Source organism: Bradyrhizobium lablabi, from assembly GCF_018131005.1.
Taxonomy (GTDB): domain Bacteria; phylum Pseudomonadota; class Alphaproteobacteria; order Rhizobiales; family Xanthobacteraceae; genus Bradyrhizobium; species Bradyrhizobium lablabi_D.
In genome coordinates this window covers 242901-258771 of sequence record NZ_JAFCJK010000010.1, presented here as the reverse complement: position 1 = coordinate 258771, position 15871 = coordinate 242901, and the positions used below count along the sequence as shown (strand labels likewise).

Below are 15871 nucleotides of genomic sequence, written 5' to 3'. Positions count from 1 at the left end.
TTTTGAGGCGAAAAACGGGACATCTGATGTCGGAAACCAGCGCACAGGTTCAGGCAAACCCACTCCTGAAGGCATGGCAGACGCCGTTCGAGACGCCACCCTTCGCCGAGATCAAGCCGGAGCATTTCCTCCCGGCCTTCGAGCAGGCCTTTGCCGATCATTCGGCCGAAATCGCCGCCATCACCCATGACCCGACGTTGCCCGACTTCGCAAACACCATCACCGCGCTGGAGCGCTCCGGCAAGCTGCTGTCCAAGGTCGCCGCCGTGTTCTACGACCTGGTTTCGGCGCATTCGAACCCGGCGATCCTCGAGATCGACAAGGAGGTGTCGCTCAGGATGGCGCGGCACTGGAATCCGATCATGATGAACGCGGTGCTGTTTGGCCGCATCGCCATGCTGCACGAGAAGCGCTCCTCGGTTGGCCTGACCGGCGAGCAGAAGCGGCTGCTGGAGCGTACCTACACCCGCTTCCACCGCGCCGGTGCGGGGCTCGACGATGCCGCCAAAGCCCGTATGGCCGAGATCAACGAGCGTCTCGCCAATCTCGGCACCTCGTTCAGCCACCATCTGCTCGGCGACGAGCAGGAGTGGTTCATGGAGCTTGGCGAGGATGACCGCGCCGGTCTCTCCGACACATATGTGGCGGCGGCGAAGGCTGCGGCGGAAGAGCGCGGCATGGCCGGCAAGGCGATCGTGACGCTGTCGCGCTCCTCGGTCGAGCCGTTCCTGCAGAGCTCGGACCGCCGCGAGCTGCGCGAGAAGGTCTACAAGGCCTTCACCGCACGCGGCGACAATGGCAATGCCAACGACAACAACGCGGCCATCGTGGAGATCCTTCAGCTCCGCGAGGAGAGCGCCAGGATCCTGGGCTACCCGACCTACGCCGCCTACCGTCTGGAAGACTCCATGGCCAAGACGCCCGAGGCGGTGCGTGGTCTTTTGGAGCGGGTCTGGAAGCCGGCACGGGAGCGGGCTCTGGCCGACCGCGACGCGCTGCAGGCGCTGATCGCCGAGGAGGGTGGCAACTTCGCGCTGGCGCCCTGGGACTGGCGCTACTACGCCGAAAAGCTGCGGCAGGCCAAAGCCAATTTCGACGACGCCGCGATCAAGCCCTATCTGGTGCTCGACCACATGATCGAGGCTGCCTTCGACTGTGCCACCCGCCTGTTCGGCATCACCTTCGAGGAGCGCAAGGATATCCCGGTCTGGCACCCGGACGTGCGGGTCTGGGAGGTCAGGGACCGTGACGGCAAGCACAAGGCGCTGTTCTACGGCGACTACTTCGCCAGGCCCTCCAAGCGCTCCGGCGCCTGGATGACTTCGCTGCGCGACCAGCAAAAGCTCGACGGCGCCGTAGCGCCGCTCGTCATCAATGTCTGCAACTTCGCCAAGGGGGCCGATGGCGCGCCATCGCTGCTGTCGCCCGACGACGCGCGAACCCTGTTCCACGAGTTCGGCCACGGCCTGCACGGCATGCTGTCCGATGTGACCTATCCGTCGCTGGCGGGGACCTCCGTCTTCACCGACTTCGTCGAACTGCCCTCGCAGCTCTACGAACACTGGCAGGAGCAGCCGCAAGTGCTGCAGCGCTTCGCCCGGCACTACCGGAGCGGCGAGCCGCTGCCGGACGATCTGCTCAAGCGCTTCCTCGCCGCGCGCAAGTTCAACCAGAGCTTTGCGACGGTCGAATTCGTCTCCTCGGCGCTGGTCGACCTCGAATTCCACACCCAGCCGGCGTCAGCCAGCCGCGACGTCCGGGCGTTCGAACAGAAGGAATTGGAGAAGATCGGGATGCCGGCGGAAATCTCCCTGCGGCACCGGCCAACCCAGTTCGGGCACATCTTCTCAGGCGACCACTATGCCTCGGGCTATTACAGCTACATGTGGTCCGAGGTGATGGACGCCGACGCCTTCGGCGCCTTCGAGGAAGCCGGCGACATCTTCGACCCCGCGACCGCCAGGCGGCTGCATGACGACATCTACTCATCGGGCGGCTCGCGCGATCCGGAGGAGGCCTATGTCGCCTTCCGCGGCCGCGAGCCGGAGCCGGATGCGCTGTTGCGCCGCCGCGGCCTGCTCACGGCGCCAGAGGCGGCCTGAAGGTGAGGCGCGCGCTGCGCAAGCTGATCGGGATCTTGTGCCTTGCCGATGCCGTCGCGCTCGGCGCGGGCGCAGCGGACGCCCATCCCCATGTCTGGATCACCGCCAGGAGCGAGCTGATCTACGCGCCCGACGGCACCGTCACCGGCGTTCGCCATGCCTGGACCTTCGACGACATGTTCTCGACCTATGCGCTGCAGGGCATCGAGGCCAAGACCAAGGGGGCCTACAGCCGCGAGGAGCTCGGGCCGCTTGCGCAGACCAATGTCGAGTCGCTCAAGGAGTTCGCCTACTTCTCCTTCGCCAAGGCCGACGGCAAGAAGCAGAAATTCCTGGAGCCGGTCGACTACTACCTCGAATACAAGGATACGGCGCTGACGCTGCATTTCACCCTGCCGATGAAGGCGCCGTTCAAGGCGAAGCAGCTCTCCCTCGAGGTGTTCGATCCCTCCTTCTTCATCGACTTCAAATATGCCGACAAGGATCCGGTCAAGCTGGTCGGCGCGCCGGCCGACTGCAAGATGCAGTTCATGCGGCCGAACGACGGCACCGCCAGCGCGCAGAAGCTCGGCGAGCAGAACTTCATGAATGGCGACGGCGGCGGATTCGGCGCCATGTTCGCCAACAAGATCGTGGTGGAATGCCCATGACGGTAACGTCATCCCGCCTGCTGCATGGCGTTGCCGCCGCCATCGCCGTGCTGACGGCGGCGGTTGCGTTCGATGCGGCGACCCATGCCCTGTTGGCGCAGAGCCCGTTCGGGGCGCCGCGCGCGGCGGCCGAGCCGCAGGCCGGCGGCGTTGTCGGATGGCTGTTGGCAAAACAGTCGGAATTCTATCGAGAGATGTCGGCGACGATCCGTGCCGCCAAATCCGACGGCTCGGCGGTGTGGACGCTGCTTGCGATTTCCTTTGCATACGGGATTTTCCACGCCGCCGGCCCCGGCCACGGCAAGGCGGTGATCTCGTCCTATCTGGTCGCCAACCGTGAGACCGCGCGCCGCGGCATCGTGCTGTCGTTTGCATCGGCGCTGCTCCAGTCGCTGGTCGCGGTCGTGGTCGTCGGGATCTTCGCCTGGCTGCTCAATGCGACCGCCAAGACCATGTGCGGGGCCGAGAAGGCGATCGAGATCGCGAGCTACGGGCTGATTGCCGCGTTCGGCGTGCGCCTGGTCTGGGTCAAGGGCGGCGGTTTTGTTCGCGCGCTGCAGGCGCCACGGCCGGCGCTGGCAGTGGCGGGGGCACATCACCACCACGATCATGGCCACGGCGTCCAGGACCACCACCATCACGCGCATGAACATCATGACCCCGGTCACCACCGTGATCCCGGTCACCACCGTGATCCCGGTCATCACCATGACCCCGGTCATCACCATGACCCCGGTCATCACCATGACCACGGTCATCACCATGACCACGCGCACGGCCACGACCCCCTCCACGTCCACGACGAGCATTGCGGCCATTCGCACGGGCCGACGCCTGCCGAGCTCGCCGGCCCAGGCGGCTGGCAACGCGGCCTGAGCGCGATTGTCGCGGTCGGCATCCGGCCCTGCTCAGGTGCGATCCTGGTCCTGGTGTTCGCGCTGGCGCAGGGTCTGTTCTGGGCCGGAATTGCCGCGACCTTCGTGATGGGGCTCGGCACCGCCATTACCGTCGCGGCGATCGCCATCGTCGCGGTGTCGGCGCGCGGGATGGCCGAACGCCTGAGCGCGGCGCGCGACGGCGGCGGTGTGCTGATCATGCGCGGCCTGGAATTCGCCGCCGCCGGGCTCGTGCTGCTGTTCGGGCTTGGGCTATTGTTCGGCTATGTCGCGGCCGAGCGGGTCACGTGCTTCTGAGCTCTCGATCCCAGATATGGCTCTCAGGATGACGGATCACGCCGGCAAATACCCCTTGATCGCCGGCAGGAAGAAGATCGCGATATTGATCGCAAAACCGATGCTCCAGAGGATCGAGCGCAGTGTCGGACGGTTGCCGACATAGGTGAAGACGTAGGCGATGCGCACGATCAGGAACAGCACGGCGAGTTCATCGATCAGCCGCAGCGGGCCGAGGCGGAATTCGGCGAGCAGCACGGCGACGGCGAAGAACGGGAAGGCCTCGATGCCGTTCTGGTGGGCGCCGAGGGCGCGTGAGCGGATCGGATCGTCGTAGAAGACGGGGTCGCGTGGCCGGGAATTGTCGAACCGGCGGAAGCCAATCCATTTGACCGATGCGATCGTCAGGAGCGAGAGCATCAGCGTCCCGAAGACGCACAATTCGGCGACCGTCATGGTTCCTCTCATGTTGGGACGGAAGGTAGCGAACCGGCACTCGGCTTGACAAGGATCGGGCGACGCGCGAAGCCCAACGCCGTCATGAGCACGGTCATGCCCTTCGAGAACGCAAAGCCGGCCGCGGAAGCGGCGCCTGAGCGCGTCGGCGTTCTGCTGGTCAATCTCGGCACGCCCGATACCGCCGACGCCGCGGGTGTGCGGGTTTATTTGAGGGAGTTCCTGTCCGATCCGCGCGTGATCGAGGATCAGGGCCTGCTGTGGAAGCTGATCCTCAACGGCATCATCCTGCGCGTCCGCCCGCGTGCCAAGGCGCGCGACTACCAGAAGATCTGGAACGCGGCGCGGAACGAGTCCCCGCTCAAGACGATCACGCGCTCGCAGGCCGAAAAGCTCGCCGCCGATATCGCCGATCACGATCACGTCGTGGTCGACTGGGCGATGCGCTATGGCAATCCTTCGATACAGTCGCGCATCGCGGCGCTCGCGGCGCAAGGCTGCAGCCGCCTGCTCGTTGTGCCTCTCTATCCGCAATATTCGGCCGCGACGTCGGCAACCGTCTGCGACGAGGTGTTTCGCGTGCTGGCCGGCATGCGCGCGCAGCCGGTCCTGCGGGTGACGCCGCCCTATTACGACAATCCCGACTACATCGAGGCGCTGGCAGCCTCGATCAATATGCATCTTGCCGCGCTACCGTTCCGCCCCGAGATCGTCGTCGCGTCGTTTCACGGCATGCCGAAGGCATACGTCGAGAAGGGTGATCCCTATTTGGCGCACTGCATGGCGACGACGGACGCATTGCGCAAGCGGCTTGGCCTTGACGCATCGAAGCTGATCCTGACCTTCCAGTCCCGCTTCGGCAACGACGAGTGGCTGCAGCCCTACACCGACAAGACGGTTGAAAGGTTGGCGAAGGATGGTGTGCGGCGCATCGCGGTGGTCACGCCGGGCTTCGCGGCCGATTGCCTGGAGACGCTGGAAGAGATCGCGCAGGAAAATGCCGAGATTTTCAAGCACGCCGGTGGCGAGCAGTTCGCGGCGATCCCCTGCCTCAACGACAGCGTCGGCGGCATGGATGTGATCCGCCGCCTCGTCCTGCGGGAGCTGCAAGGCTGGATTTGAAAGCCTGGATTTGAGAAGGCTGGATCCGGTTGTTAACGTTCCGTGAAGCACGCCCGGACAGCGTCCATTCACCTTTCAAGCATCTGGCGGCCGGCAAAAGCCTCCCTACGTAATAGTCATAACGACAGCCGGGCTGAACCGGCGTAACGGTGGTGCAGACCAATGCACGGCCGTGCCCGGCAACGGTTTTGCCGGCTTTGGAGGACTTCATGACTGGTTTCGATATTTTCGCGATCGCGCTGGTACTTCTCGTCATTGTCACGCTGTTCGCCGGGATCAAGACCGTTCCACAAGGCTATGACTGGACCATCGAGCGATTCGGCAAATACACCCGCACGCTGGCGCCGGGGCTCAACCTGATCGTGCCCTATTTCGATCGCGTCGGGCGCAAGATCAACATGATGGAGCAGGTGATCAACATTCCCGAACAGGAAGTGATCACCAAGGACAACGCCACCGTGACAGTGGACGGCGTTGCGTTCTTCCAGGTGTTCGATGCGGCAAAGGCGAGCTATGAGGTCGCCAACCTCGAGCAGGCGATCATCGTGTTGACCATGACCAACATCCGTTCGGTGATGGGCTCGATGGACCTCGATCAGGTGCTGTCGCATCGTGACGAGATCAACGAACGGCTGCTGCGCGTTGTCGATGCCGCGGTCTCGCCCTGGGGCCTGAAGGTCAACCGCATAGAGATCAAGGACATCGTGCCGCCCGCAGACCTCGTCGAGGCGATGGGCCGGCAGATGAAGGCCGAGCGAGTCAAGCGCGCCGACATTTTGCAAGCGGAAGGGCAGCGGCAGTCGGAGATCCTGCGCGCGGAGGGCGCCAAGCAGGGCCAGATCCTGCAGGCCGAAGGCCGCCGCGAAGCCGCCTTCCGCGACGCGGAGGCGCGCGAGCGTCTCGCCGAAGCCGAGGCCAGGGCGACGCAGATGGTTTCCGATGCGATCGCCAAGGGCGATGTCGCCGCGCTGAACTATTTCATCGCCGACAAATACATCAAGGCGTTCGGACAGCTTGCGGAGTCGCCGAACCAGAAGGTGCTGATGCTGCCGATCGAGACGTCGAGCGTGCTCGGCTCGCTTGCCGGCATCGGCGAGATCGCCCGTGCGACGTTCGGCGAGAGCGCGGTGTCCGCGGCCGCGGCCGCGCGGCGCGGCTCCGTGCCGCCGTCGGGCCCGACGCCGCCTCCGGCGCCGACGCAGCAGCGATAGGGTGGTTTCGCGGCTCTCTGGTAAGCGGAGAAGGGGGCATGCGGAGCAGGGGTGCATCACCGCTGTGGGGGCATTTGTAGAGGTCGCATCATGGCCGAGATGTTTACAACATTAGGTACCTGGAACTGGCTGATCTTCGGCTTTGTGCTGATGGCGCTGGAGGTCGCTGCGCCCGGCGTATTTCTGTTCTGGCTCGGGCTCGCGGCGCTGCTGGTCGGGTTGCTGTCGTTTGCGATCAATCCGTCCTGGCAGGCGCAGCTCCTGATGTTCGCGGTTTTCGCTGCCGCCGCCGTGCCGGTCTGGCGGCATTTCGCCCGGAGCGCAAGGGAGGCCAGCAAGAGCAACCCGTTCCTCAATCGTCGCACCCAGGCCTTGATCGGCCGCGAATTCACGCTGGAGAAACCGATCGTGGACGGATCAGGCACCGTGCGGATCGACGACACGATCTGGCGCGTCGCCGGCCCTGATGCACCGGCCGGCAGCCGGGTGAAGATCATCAGCGCCGACGGCGCGAGCCTGACGGTGGCTGCGGCTTAGTTTGACTGGAAGCTGTAACCAACTCATCAGATTTGGGCGCTAACGTCAGGGAATGAAACCCTGGCTTGCACTCTTTATCCTGTTCATAACGGTCGGCACCGCTACTTCCGAACCGTTTTCCATCCAATGCGAGGCCGGTAATCCGCCGAAGGTCTACTATTCGACTTTCGATCCCGATTCGAAGCGAGTGGTGTTCGAGAGCGCTTCGCCGGCCAATCTGTACTCGGGAGAAATCGTCGAGGTCGGCGATCACGGTCTCGAGGTCGCGCTGAGAGTTCACCCGGGCCGTCTTCATTTCATCTGGGATTCTGCTGCGAAGCGAGTGGTCTGGCCCGGGATTTCAGATGACCCCTTCAGACCATGGCTTAGCCATCCGTGTCGGGCCGTAGAGGCAAGGAGCATCCTCAGCTTCCGGGAGGCGACGGAAATCCTGAACCCTGCCTCCATTCGCTGCGATACGCCTCCGGCTGAGTCGCGCTACACGTTCGATACCGCTTCAGCAAAGGTCCTCCTTCAGCGACAGCACGGGCCGTCTTATGATGGAAAGATCGACAAGGTCGAGGGCGATCGCGTTCGATTCCGCCTATCGGATAGTCGTCTATCCGAGGAGCAGCAGAAGCGCGAAATGGTTTGGGACAGGAGCGGTCGAACGCTCTCGATTGAAGGCGTTCCCGGCGATCCATCGCGGCCTGCGGGAGTGTGGCAGTGCGAGCAGATCAAGTCTCAAACGATGTTGGAGTACTACGACACCCGGTGGTAGCTCGCTTTGCCCCAACGCTCCGCAAAGCGATGGAGCGGCGCGAAGGTCTGGAACAGCTCCCGGCCGAATGCAGTGAGGCGATAGCCATCGCCGGTCAGCTCGACAAACCCGGCTTCGCGCAGTTCGGTCAGCCGTGTCTGCACGATCGCCGGCGAGGCCTCGTCGCAGGCGGTGCGCAGCGCGCGCGAAGTCAGCGTCGCCTCGCGCAATTCCCAGATGATCCTCAGGGTCCAGCGCCGGCCGAGCAGGTCCAACAGCACCATGATCGGCCGGCCGGTCCGTGAGCCGCGCACCGACCGTTGTTTCGACCCCCGTGCTTGCGTCGCCATTCGGGCAAATCTCCCTTGCGTTGCGCTACGGATATTGTAGCGTGTTGCTACAGTAAATGTAGCGAGGACATCGGGCCATGTCACGCATCGCGCCGCTCGAGCCGCCTTACGCGGTCGACATTCAGCAGCAATTCGATCGCATCATGCGCGGCGCGCCGCCGCTCCTGCTGTTCCGCGTCATCGCTGCACATCCGCGCGCCTGGGAGAAGTTTCGCGGCGGCAGCCTGCTCGATCGCGGCCCGCTGTCGCTCAGGGAGCGCGAGATCGTGATCGACCGCACCTGCGCGCTCAACGGATGCGAATATGAATGGGGCGCGCATGTCACGGCATTTGCCGAGGCCGCGCGGCTGACTGGTGAGCAAATCAATGCCACGGTGCGCGGCGCGGCCGGCGCCGCCTGCTGGTCGATGGCCGAGCAGGCGGTGATCGCGGCGGTCGACGCGCTGCATGCGCGCGCAACCTTGAGCGATGGCGAATTCGCGGCGCTGTCGGCGCATCACGACGACGACAAAATCCTGGAGATCATCCTGCTGTGCGGCTTCTATCGCACGGTGTCGTATCTCGCCAACGCGCTGGCGTTGCCGCTGGAAGCGAACGCGGCACGGTTTCCAAGCTAGTCACGCATGCTCACAAACGGCCGGTTGGAAGGTCCTCGGCGATGCCATCGCCTCCGAAATGGCACGGCAGATTCTGCGCAGTGTCGGCGGCTATCCGCTCGTCTGGACTTGGCCGCTTCGAGATGTGCGGGACGGTCGCCGAGAAAACGGCGTTTTTGACGCTGAGCGGACTTCAAGCTACTTCAAGCTACTTGGGCCGGCGCCCCCTAACTGCATGCGCGCGCGCACCACAGGTGATGCGACCATCGGCATCCTCCGGCAGGCGCGCACGTACCCGTGAGATGAGCGTCTCAACGTCTCCGGCTTTCATCGCTGCAACTGTAGGCCGAAGCGCAGGAGATTTCAGGCTTGTCATCCAGAAATCGTCGAAATTTGCAAACGTCCGGTGCACTGTAATCTCTCGCGTTTGCACATCCTCAAGGCCTGCCCCGATCCACAGGTCCCGTAACGCTTCCATTCGAGACGCATCCATCCGTGGTGGGCGGGTTGGCACAATGCCCATTGCCTGTATCTCGTAGTAGATTGGATCAAGCGGAAAGCCGCCACCCAACATGTCCCACATGTAGGTCACGACTGCACCGCCGGGGACAACCACTCGAACCATTTCGCTGACCCCCTTGGCGGGATCCGGAACGAACACAAGAACCAATGCCATCACAGCCGCATCGAAGCTGCTGTCGGCGAAAGGAAGGGCCATGGCATCGCCTTGGTGAAACTTTGCCAGGCGCGACGCAGGTCGTGTACGTGCAAAGGCAAGCTGCCCTTCGGATGGATCAATGCCTTGGACCTCCACGGGGCGACATCGCTCGACCAATAGTTCGGTGAAGGCCCCGTTGCCGCACCCGACGTCGATCCACCGCAAACCCGAGGGTAGCGCCAGCCAATCAAGGAATATCTCGCCAGCGAACCGGCTCCAAATTCCCATCATCTGCTCGTAGCCGGCACCGTCGTCGAAGCGAATTTGCTGTTCTGCCATTTCGATATCCGTCCCAATGACGATCCTAGGCTCACGCCATTTTGCACACAAAGGATGGGATGGGGAGTGTCTCGTATGCGTCCTAGCTTACGCCACGCCCGCCCGTAACAGGTCATGCAGATGGATGATGCCGACCGGCTTCTTCGCATCGGTCACGATCAGCGCGGTGATCTTGGCTGCGTTGAGCAGCTCCAGCGCCTCGCCGGCCAGCGTGTCGCGGCTGACGGTCTTGGGATTCCTGGTCATGATGTCGTCGACGTCGGCGGTCATCAGGTCGGGGCGCATGTGACGGCGGAGGTCGCCGTCGGTCACGATGCCGATGAGGTGGCCGTGCCCATCGAGTATGCCAACGCAGCCGAAGCCCTTCGAGGTCATCTCGACCAGCGCCTCCGACATCTTGGTGCCCTGCGGCTTCAGCGGCACCGCGTCGCCGCCATGCATGAGGTCGCGGGTGTATTTCAGCAACGCGCCGAGCTTGCCGCCCGGATGCAGCACGCTGAAATCGGTCGAGGTGAAGCCGCGGCCTTCGAGCAGCGCGATCGCCAGCGCATCGCCGAGCGCGAGCATCATCAGCGAGGACGTGGTCGGCGCGAGGTTGTGCGGGCAGGCCTCGCGCGCCTTCGGCAGCGTCAACTGCACGTCGGCGGCCTTGCTGAGCGTCGAGTCCTTGTCCGCGGTCATCGCGATCAGGGGGATGCTGAAGCGCGCGGCGTAGCTGATCAGGTTCTTCATCTCCGGCTGCTCGCCGGACCATGACAGCGCGAGGATCACGTCGTCGGCGGTGATCATGCCGAGGTCGCCATGGCTGGCCTCGGCGGCGTGCACGAAGAAGGCAGGCGTGCCCGTCGATGCAAAGGTCGCGGCGATCTTGCGGCCGATGTGCCCTGACTTGCCGAGCCCGGTGACGATCAGGCGTCCCTTGGCGTTGCGGACCAGCTCGGCCGCCGCGGCAAAGGGAACGCCGAGATCGGATTGGAGTGCCGCTGATATCGCAGCGACGCCGCTGGCTTCCGCATCGAGCGTGCGGAGCGCCGACTGAACGGAGTGATCGGTGCCGGATGAATTGGCCATCGGCGCTTTCGGTCTTGCCATCGTGGATTCCAGGAGAGGGCGCTGCGCCCGGAGATTTCCCCTTAGAGCATGATCCGGAAAAGTGCGCAGCGGTTTTCCGAAAAGATCATGCTCTATCAAGAGCTAGCACGGCCGTTGCCGCGGGGCGACACGGCGCGGCGGCCCTCAACGGCTCATTAACCATAATTGTTTTAACTCCATTAACGACGTTTCCGCAGCCGTACGCAGCGCGCCGCGCAAACGATTGAATTGGTTGGGGTTTTTTCACTGTGAAGCCAGGTCCAGCAAGGGGCCGAGACGGGCGCGCGCGCCTCGTTCGCGTCGTCTTGCCATGCCTTGCGCTGACCGCGGCCGCGGGTGTGGTCCACGCCCAGACGGTGACGCCCGACCTGTTCAGTCCGACCCGCCAGAGCCAGATCGTCAATCCGGATTCACCGTTGCGCCGGACCGCGGCCGAGGCCGCCGATCCGCTCAACGACAACCGCCTGCGCGATCCGGACCGCGACAGTCGCGCGCCGCAGCCCCCGGGGCAGGTCCCGAGCTACGGCCTGCCGGCCGCGAGCGGCGCCTCGACCTCCGGCTACGACTCGCTCAATCGCAAGCGCCAGAAGCCGAAATATTATCCCGCGCAGGCGAAGCCGAAGCCCGCGCCGGGTCCCGGCACGCTGCCCCCCGTGCCTCCGCAGCGCAACGCGGCCGGCGCGCTTCGCCTCTCGATCCCGCCGTCGGAGAGCGCCAACAAATCGCCGATCCCGCCCGCGATGGCCGGCACCATTCCCGGCCAGCCGGCGCGCAGGCGGCTCAGGATCGATGACGATCCGTTCGGCGCGGTCGGCGATTACGCCGGCTCCTTCCTGGTCAAGTCGGCGGTGGAAGTAAGCGCCGGCTACGACACCAATCCTGGCCGCCTCAACACACCGCAGGGATCGCCGGCCTACCTGATCGCGCCGGAATTCCTGGCGGTCTCCGACTGGGAGCGCCACGCGCTGGTTGCGGATCTGCGCGGCTCCTTCCTTGGCTATACAAGCAACCTGACGCCGAACGCCGACGGCACGCCGCTGTCGGCGCCGATCGACGTCGACCGTCCGAACGTCATCGGTCATGTCGATGGCCGCATCGACGTCACGCGCGACACGCGCATCGGCGCGCAGGCGCGTTTGCTCGTCTCAACCGACTATCCCACCAGCCCGAACGTGCAGGCCGGCCTCGCCAGATATCCGCTCTATGCCGATGTGGGCGGCACCCTCGGCATCGACCAGAGCTTCAACCGCCTGCAGGTCTCTGCCGGCGCTACCGTCGATCGCGTCGCCTACCAGTGGTCGAAGCTCACCGACGGCACCATGGATTCCAACGACGACCGCAATTTCAACCAGTATGGCGGCGTCGGCCGCATCAGCTACGAGCTGACGCCGGCGGTGAAGCCGTTCGTGGAGGTGGAGGGCGACAGCCGCGTGCATGATCTGCGGCTCGACCGCAGCGGCTATGCGCGCGATTCATCGGGCGGCTACGCCAAGGCTGGCACGTCGTTCGAATTCACCCGGATCCTGTTCGGCGAAGTCTCGATCGGCTACGCCGCGCGCAACTACGTGGACCCGCGGCTGAGCCAGCTGAACGGCCTGCTCACGACGGCCTCGCTGACCTGGAATGCGACGCCGCTGACCACGGCGAGGTTTTATTCCGACACCCAGCTCGGCGAGACCACGCTGCCCGGCACCTCGGGCGTGCTGTCGCGCACCTACACATTCGAGGTCGACCACGACTTTCGCCGCTGGCTGACCGGAATCGGCCGCTTCACCTACGGCACGCTGGACTACCAGGGCGACAACCGCACCGATCTGATCTACGGGTTGTCCGCCGATCTCCTCTACAAGATGACGCGCAACTTCTGGCTCAAGGGCACGGTGGTCAGGAGCTGGCTCGACTCGAGCTCGCCGGGATCGAACTCGAGTTCGACGGTGGTGATGCTGGGCGTGCGGGTGCAGAACTAGCTGGCGCTCAGCTCGCGCTACACAAGGTGTCGTGCCCCGCGGCAGGCTATCTCTATATCGTCGCCACGGAGCACATGGGACTGACCGATCGCGAACGACTAGCAAGCGTAGTCATGCTGACGAACTTTGAGAAGCAAGGATAGCGCTGCAATTGGTGTGAGATACGACGCGGGACATCTGTAATACTGTCCAGCAGGAAGGTGACGCTTCCAATCTTGAGCCTTCCGGCGATGTGAAAGCACACTTGGGGGCGGTCGTTGGAACGCTCGCAACGAAGCCGGAAAACAATAGGCGGCACCCGCACTAACCGGTGGCCCGGCTCTTCCTCTGAAGCTGACGCAGGTCGCCTGCTGCTTCCGACAATAGCCAGTCTCGAAAGGTCACGATCTTCGGCAGGCTCGCGGTCGCCTTGGGGCAGATGATCCAGTAGGTCTTGGCCAGCGGCAGCGATTGCGCGAAGGGCCGCACCAGATGACCCTTGATGAGATCCCATGCCGCGAGCGTGGTGCGCGCGATCGCAATGCCCTGACCGTTGATGGCGGCGTCGATCACCATGCTGGCGCGATTGAGCACCGGCCCGTGGGTGGCGGCGGCATCGTCGAGACCTGCCTCCTGCAGCCAGTTCTTCCAGTCGGCGCGGCTGTCCATGTGGATCAGCGGAAATTTCAGGACGTCGGCGGGTCTGGCGATGCGCCGCTTGCCGGACAATAGCTTTGGGCTGCACACGGCAAACAGCCGCTCCGAGCTCAGCCGCACCGTGTCGAGCCCCGGCCAATTGCCATCGCCATGGCGCACCGCGAGGTCGACCTCCTCGCGCGCAAAGTCCACATGGTGAAGCGTGGCGGAGATGCGCAGGTCGATACCGGGATGCGCCTCGGCAAAATGGCCGAGCCGATGCACCAGCCACTTGGCGGCAAAGTCCGGCGAGGTCGAGACGGTCAGCACGCCGGCATTCTGGCGCTGCAACAGCCGCTCGGTACCGATGGCGATGCGGTCGAGCGCGTCGCGCACGATGGCGAGATAATCGCGCCCGGCCTCGGTGATGATCAGGCGCTGGCGCTCGCGGTTGAAAAGTTTTATCGCGAGCTCCGCTTCCAGCGCTTTCACCTGATGACTCACCGCGCCCTGCGTCACGCAAAGTTCTTCCGCCGCGCGCGTAAAGCTCTCGTGCCGCGCAGCGGCTTCGAAGGCTTTCAGGGCATTGAGCGGCGGCAGGCGCGGGCGCATCGTACCGACTTTATGAGAAAAACTAGGGCAGGTACGAGAAACGATGCTTTGCGGGCAAACATCCCGCACCGTTATTGAACAACTCCGGCAACGAATTTCAAGCTATTTGGAGCACGTTCATGCCCATCCTGTTGACCGACATATTGCCGATCTCGCCAGCACAGGCCGCCGATCCGGCCACCCCACTTCATAAAATCAACTCCGGAATGTCAGCGGTCCTTCGATGGCCCGGATGGTGGAGCTGGCTCGACCGGCCGCTTCAGCGCATTGCGCTGCGCGAGATCGCCGATGACCCGCATCTACTCAGCGACCTTGGGCTAACGCGCGAAGAAGCGCTACGCGAGGCCGCAAGATCGTTCTGGCGTTGACAAATCAAAGGGGAGAAACCTATGTCCGATCCGATCGTCCATGGATTTCCGCGCAGCACTTTCGTCAACATCATCAGGCTGATCCTGACGCACAAGGACGTGACATACATTTTTCACGACCTCGAGTCCGTCATGGGCAGACCCGAACATCTGGCGCTGCATCCGTTCAACCGCGTCCCGATTCTCCAGCATGGCGATCTCACCGTCTATGAGACCAGCGCGATTGCCGCTTATGTCGACGAGACGTTTGGAGGCGCGCGCCTGACGCCTGATGACGCCAAGGCGCGGGCGCGCATGAATCAGTGGATCAGCGCGGTCAATTCCTACTACTACCCCTACATGATCTATCACGTGACGCATGAACGGCTGGTTTTTCCCGAACTCGGCATCGCCTCCGACGAGAAAGTCGTCGCGCATGCGCTGCCCAAGGTCGAGACAGGGCTTGCGGTTGCCGAGCGCCAGCTTGCGCACGGCAAGAATTTTCTGCTTGGCGACGAACTCTCGATCGCGGATTTCTATCTGCTGCCGAGCACATTTGCCTTCAGCCTGACCGCCGAGGGACAGGCAATGTATCCGAAATTCCCGGCGTTCTGCCGCTGGCGGGAACGCATGGACAATCTGCCGGCAACAAAAACGGTGCGCGCAGCCGTGCCGCGCGTTCCGATTGCGCACGCCCGCGAATGGGCAACCTCGCATCGACCGAAGTACTGATCGCGAGCAACCTTGCCGCGAGGGCAAATGCGTCGTCTGCGACAACTCAACCCGACGGGCAAATCACGCGAGAACCTGTCCAGCCCTTCGCGTAAAAATATTTCGCTTTCGTTGTCGGGCAAATCAGTTGTTCAATCCCGCCCGTCTCACCCGAATGAGGGGCGGCTCGCGATCGTCACGAACGTGGTGTGAGATGCGGTGGACGCCGAGCGCGTGAAAGACGAACACGTGCAAGGCGGACGGTGAAGTCGTGTGGTCCTGACGCCCCAGTGGCAGGCGTTAAGTCCTAAAGAAGCTAACGCTTCTCAGGGATGACGGTGACAACCAAGCCTGGTCTCGCCGAGGAGAGCGCGAAGTAAGCCGAAAACCATCGCGCAGGGAAAGCCGGGTTGTTTCCGGTTACACCTGTGGTCCTACCCCGGTGCTTTTTGTTGCACCGGGCCCATGGGTGCAATCGGCGCCCGGCTTTCCCTGCGCCCTCGCTGAGCGAGGGGGCGAAGCGAGACGCAAAACTCGGACGATTCACGTCGCGAGAATGCGGACTCGTATCCTCATCGCTGTTTGACAGTTGAGT

16 protein-coding genes are annotated in these 15871 nt (G+C 63.8%); 11 read left to right on the top strand and 5 right to left on the bottom strand.

What is annotated here, in order from left to right; genetic code table 11:
• Positions 1-26: 26 nt before the first annotated feature.
• Genes JQ553_RS27670 through JQ553_RS27660 form a run of 3 tightly spaced genes read left to right on the top strand, consistent with a single transcriptional unit; the run spans position 27 to position 3945 of the window.
• Entirely contained in the window at positions 27-2102 is a 2076-nt protein-coding gene (locus JQ553_RS27670) for a M3 family metallopeptidase (protein WP_212503203.1), read from the top strand.
• A 2-nt stretch (positions 2103-2104) separates the two neighbouring features.
• On the top strand, positions 2105-2752 hold the full coding sequence (locus JQ553_RS27665; protein ID WP_312015205.1) for a DUF1007 family protein: 648 nt from the start codon (positions 2105-2107) through the stop codon (positions 2750-2752).
• Positions 2743-3945, top strand: a complete 1203-nt coding sequence (locus tag JQ553_RS27660) for a nickel/cobalt transporter (protein ID WP_212503202.1) — start codon at positions 2743-2745, stop codon at positions 3943-3945. The genes JQ553_RS27665 and JQ553_RS27660 overlap by 10 nt, the downstream gene beginning before the upstream one ends.
• Before the next feature lie 36 nt (positions 3946-3981).
• On the opposite strand, the gene JQ553_RS27655 is transcribed toward JQ553_RS27660, so the two are convergent.
• The gene (locus JQ553_RS27655) at positions 3982-4380 is read right to left on the bottom strand and encodes an MAPEG family protein (RefSeq protein ID WP_212503201.1); all 399 of its coding nucleotides are present in this window, start codon (positions 4378-4380) and stop codon (positions 3982-3984) included.
• A gap of 84 nt (positions 4381-4464) precedes the next feature.
• On the opposite strand from JQ553_RS27655, the gene hemH reads away from it, so the two are divergent.
• The 4 genes from hemH to JQ553_RS27635 all read left to right on the top strand — a co-directional run bounded on the left by hemH (position 4465) and on the right by JQ553_RS27635 (position 8010).
• Positions 4465-5502: a ferrochelatase gene (hemH, locus tag JQ553_RS27650; protein WP_212503200.1), complete on the top strand. Its 1038-nt coding sequence runs from the start codon at positions 4465-4467 to the stop codon at positions 5500-5502.
• 209 nt (positions 5503-5711) lie between these two features.
• Complete coding sequence (locus JQ553_RS27645; protein WP_212503199.1) at positions 5712-6713, top strand: SPFH domain-containing protein; 1002 nt, start codon at positions 5712-5714, stop codon at positions 6711-6713.
• 90 nt (positions 6714-6803) lie between these two features.
• Positions 6804-7250 (top strand): NfeD family protein, encoded by a 447-nt coding sequence (locus JQ553_RS27640; protein WP_212503198.1) that lies wholly within the window; start codon positions 6804-6806, stop codon positions 7248-7250.
• Positions 7251-7302: 52 nt separating this feature from the next.
• The gene (locus tag JQ553_RS27635; protein ID WP_212503197.1) at positions 7303-8010 is read left to right on the top strand and encodes a hypothetical protein; all 708 of its coding nucleotides are present in this window, start codon (positions 7303-7305) and stop codon (positions 8008-8010) included.
• Here JQ553_RS27635 and JQ553_RS27630 read toward each other — a convergent pair.
• A complete protein-coding gene (locus tag JQ553_RS27630; RefSeq protein ID WP_212503196.1) occupies positions 7992-8339 on the bottom strand; it encodes a helix-turn-helix domain-containing protein in 348 nt (115 codons plus the stop codon). The two genes, JQ553_RS27635 and JQ553_RS27630, sit on opposite strands and share 19 nt — an antisense overlap.
• Positions 8340-8416: 77 nt before the next feature.
• Here JQ553_RS27630 and JQ553_RS27625 point away from each other — a divergent pair, with 77 nt between their 5' ends.
• Positions 8417-8956 carry a carboxymuconolactone decarboxylase family protein gene (locus JQ553_RS27625; RefSeq protein WP_212503195.1) on the top strand — a complete coding sequence of 180 codons (540 nt, stop codon included), beginning with the start codon at positions 8417-8419 and terminating at the stop codon, positions 8954-8956.
• Positions 8957-9143: 187 nt separating this feature from the next.
• Here the strand turns inward: JQ553_RS27625 and JQ553_RS27620 are convergent, their stop codons facing one another.
• Positions 9144-9932 carry a class I SAM-dependent methyltransferase gene (locus JQ553_RS27620; RefSeq protein ID WP_212503194.1) on the bottom strand — a complete coding sequence of 263 codons (789 nt, stop codon included), beginning with the start codon at positions 9930-9932 and terminating at the stop codon, positions 9144-9146.
• An 87-nt stretch (positions 9933-10019) separates the two neighbouring features.
• Entirely contained in the window at positions 10020-11024 is a 1005-nt protein-coding gene (locus JQ553_RS27615; protein WP_212503193.1) for an SIS domain-containing protein, read from the bottom strand.
• A gap of 305 nt (positions 11025-11329) precedes the next feature.
• On the opposite strand from JQ553_RS27615, the gene JQ553_RS27610 reads away from it, so the two are divergent.
• Complete coding sequence (locus JQ553_RS27610; protein WP_212503192.1) at positions 11330-12991, top strand: outer membrane beta-barrel protein; 1662 nt, start codon at positions 11330-11332, stop codon at positions 12989-12991.
• A 303-nt stretch (positions 12992-13294) separates the two neighbouring features.
• On the opposite strand, the gene JQ553_RS27605 is transcribed toward JQ553_RS27610, so the two are convergent.
• Positions 13295-14218, bottom strand: a complete 924-nt coding sequence (locus tag JQ553_RS27605) for a transcriptional regulator GcvA (RefSeq protein ID WP_212503191.1) — start codon at positions 14216-14218, stop codon at positions 13295-13297.
• Between the two features lie 119 nt (positions 14219-14337).
• Here JQ553_RS27605 and JQ553_RS27600 point away from each other — a divergent pair, with 119 nt between their 5' ends.
• Both JQ553_RS27600 and JQ553_RS27595 read left to right on the top strand, forming a co-directional pair.
• Entirely contained in the window at positions 14338-14586 is a 249-nt protein-coding gene (locus JQ553_RS27600; RefSeq protein WP_212503234.1) for a DUF1127 domain-containing protein, read from the top strand.
• 21 nt (positions 14587-14607) lie between these two features.
• The gene (locus JQ553_RS27595) at positions 14608-15297 is read left to right on the top strand and encodes a glutathione S-transferase family protein (RefSeq protein ID WP_212503190.1); all 690 of its coding nucleotides are present in this window, start codon (positions 14608-14610) and stop codon (positions 15295-15297) included.
• The last annotated feature ends 574 nt before the right edge of the window (positions 15298-15871 follow it).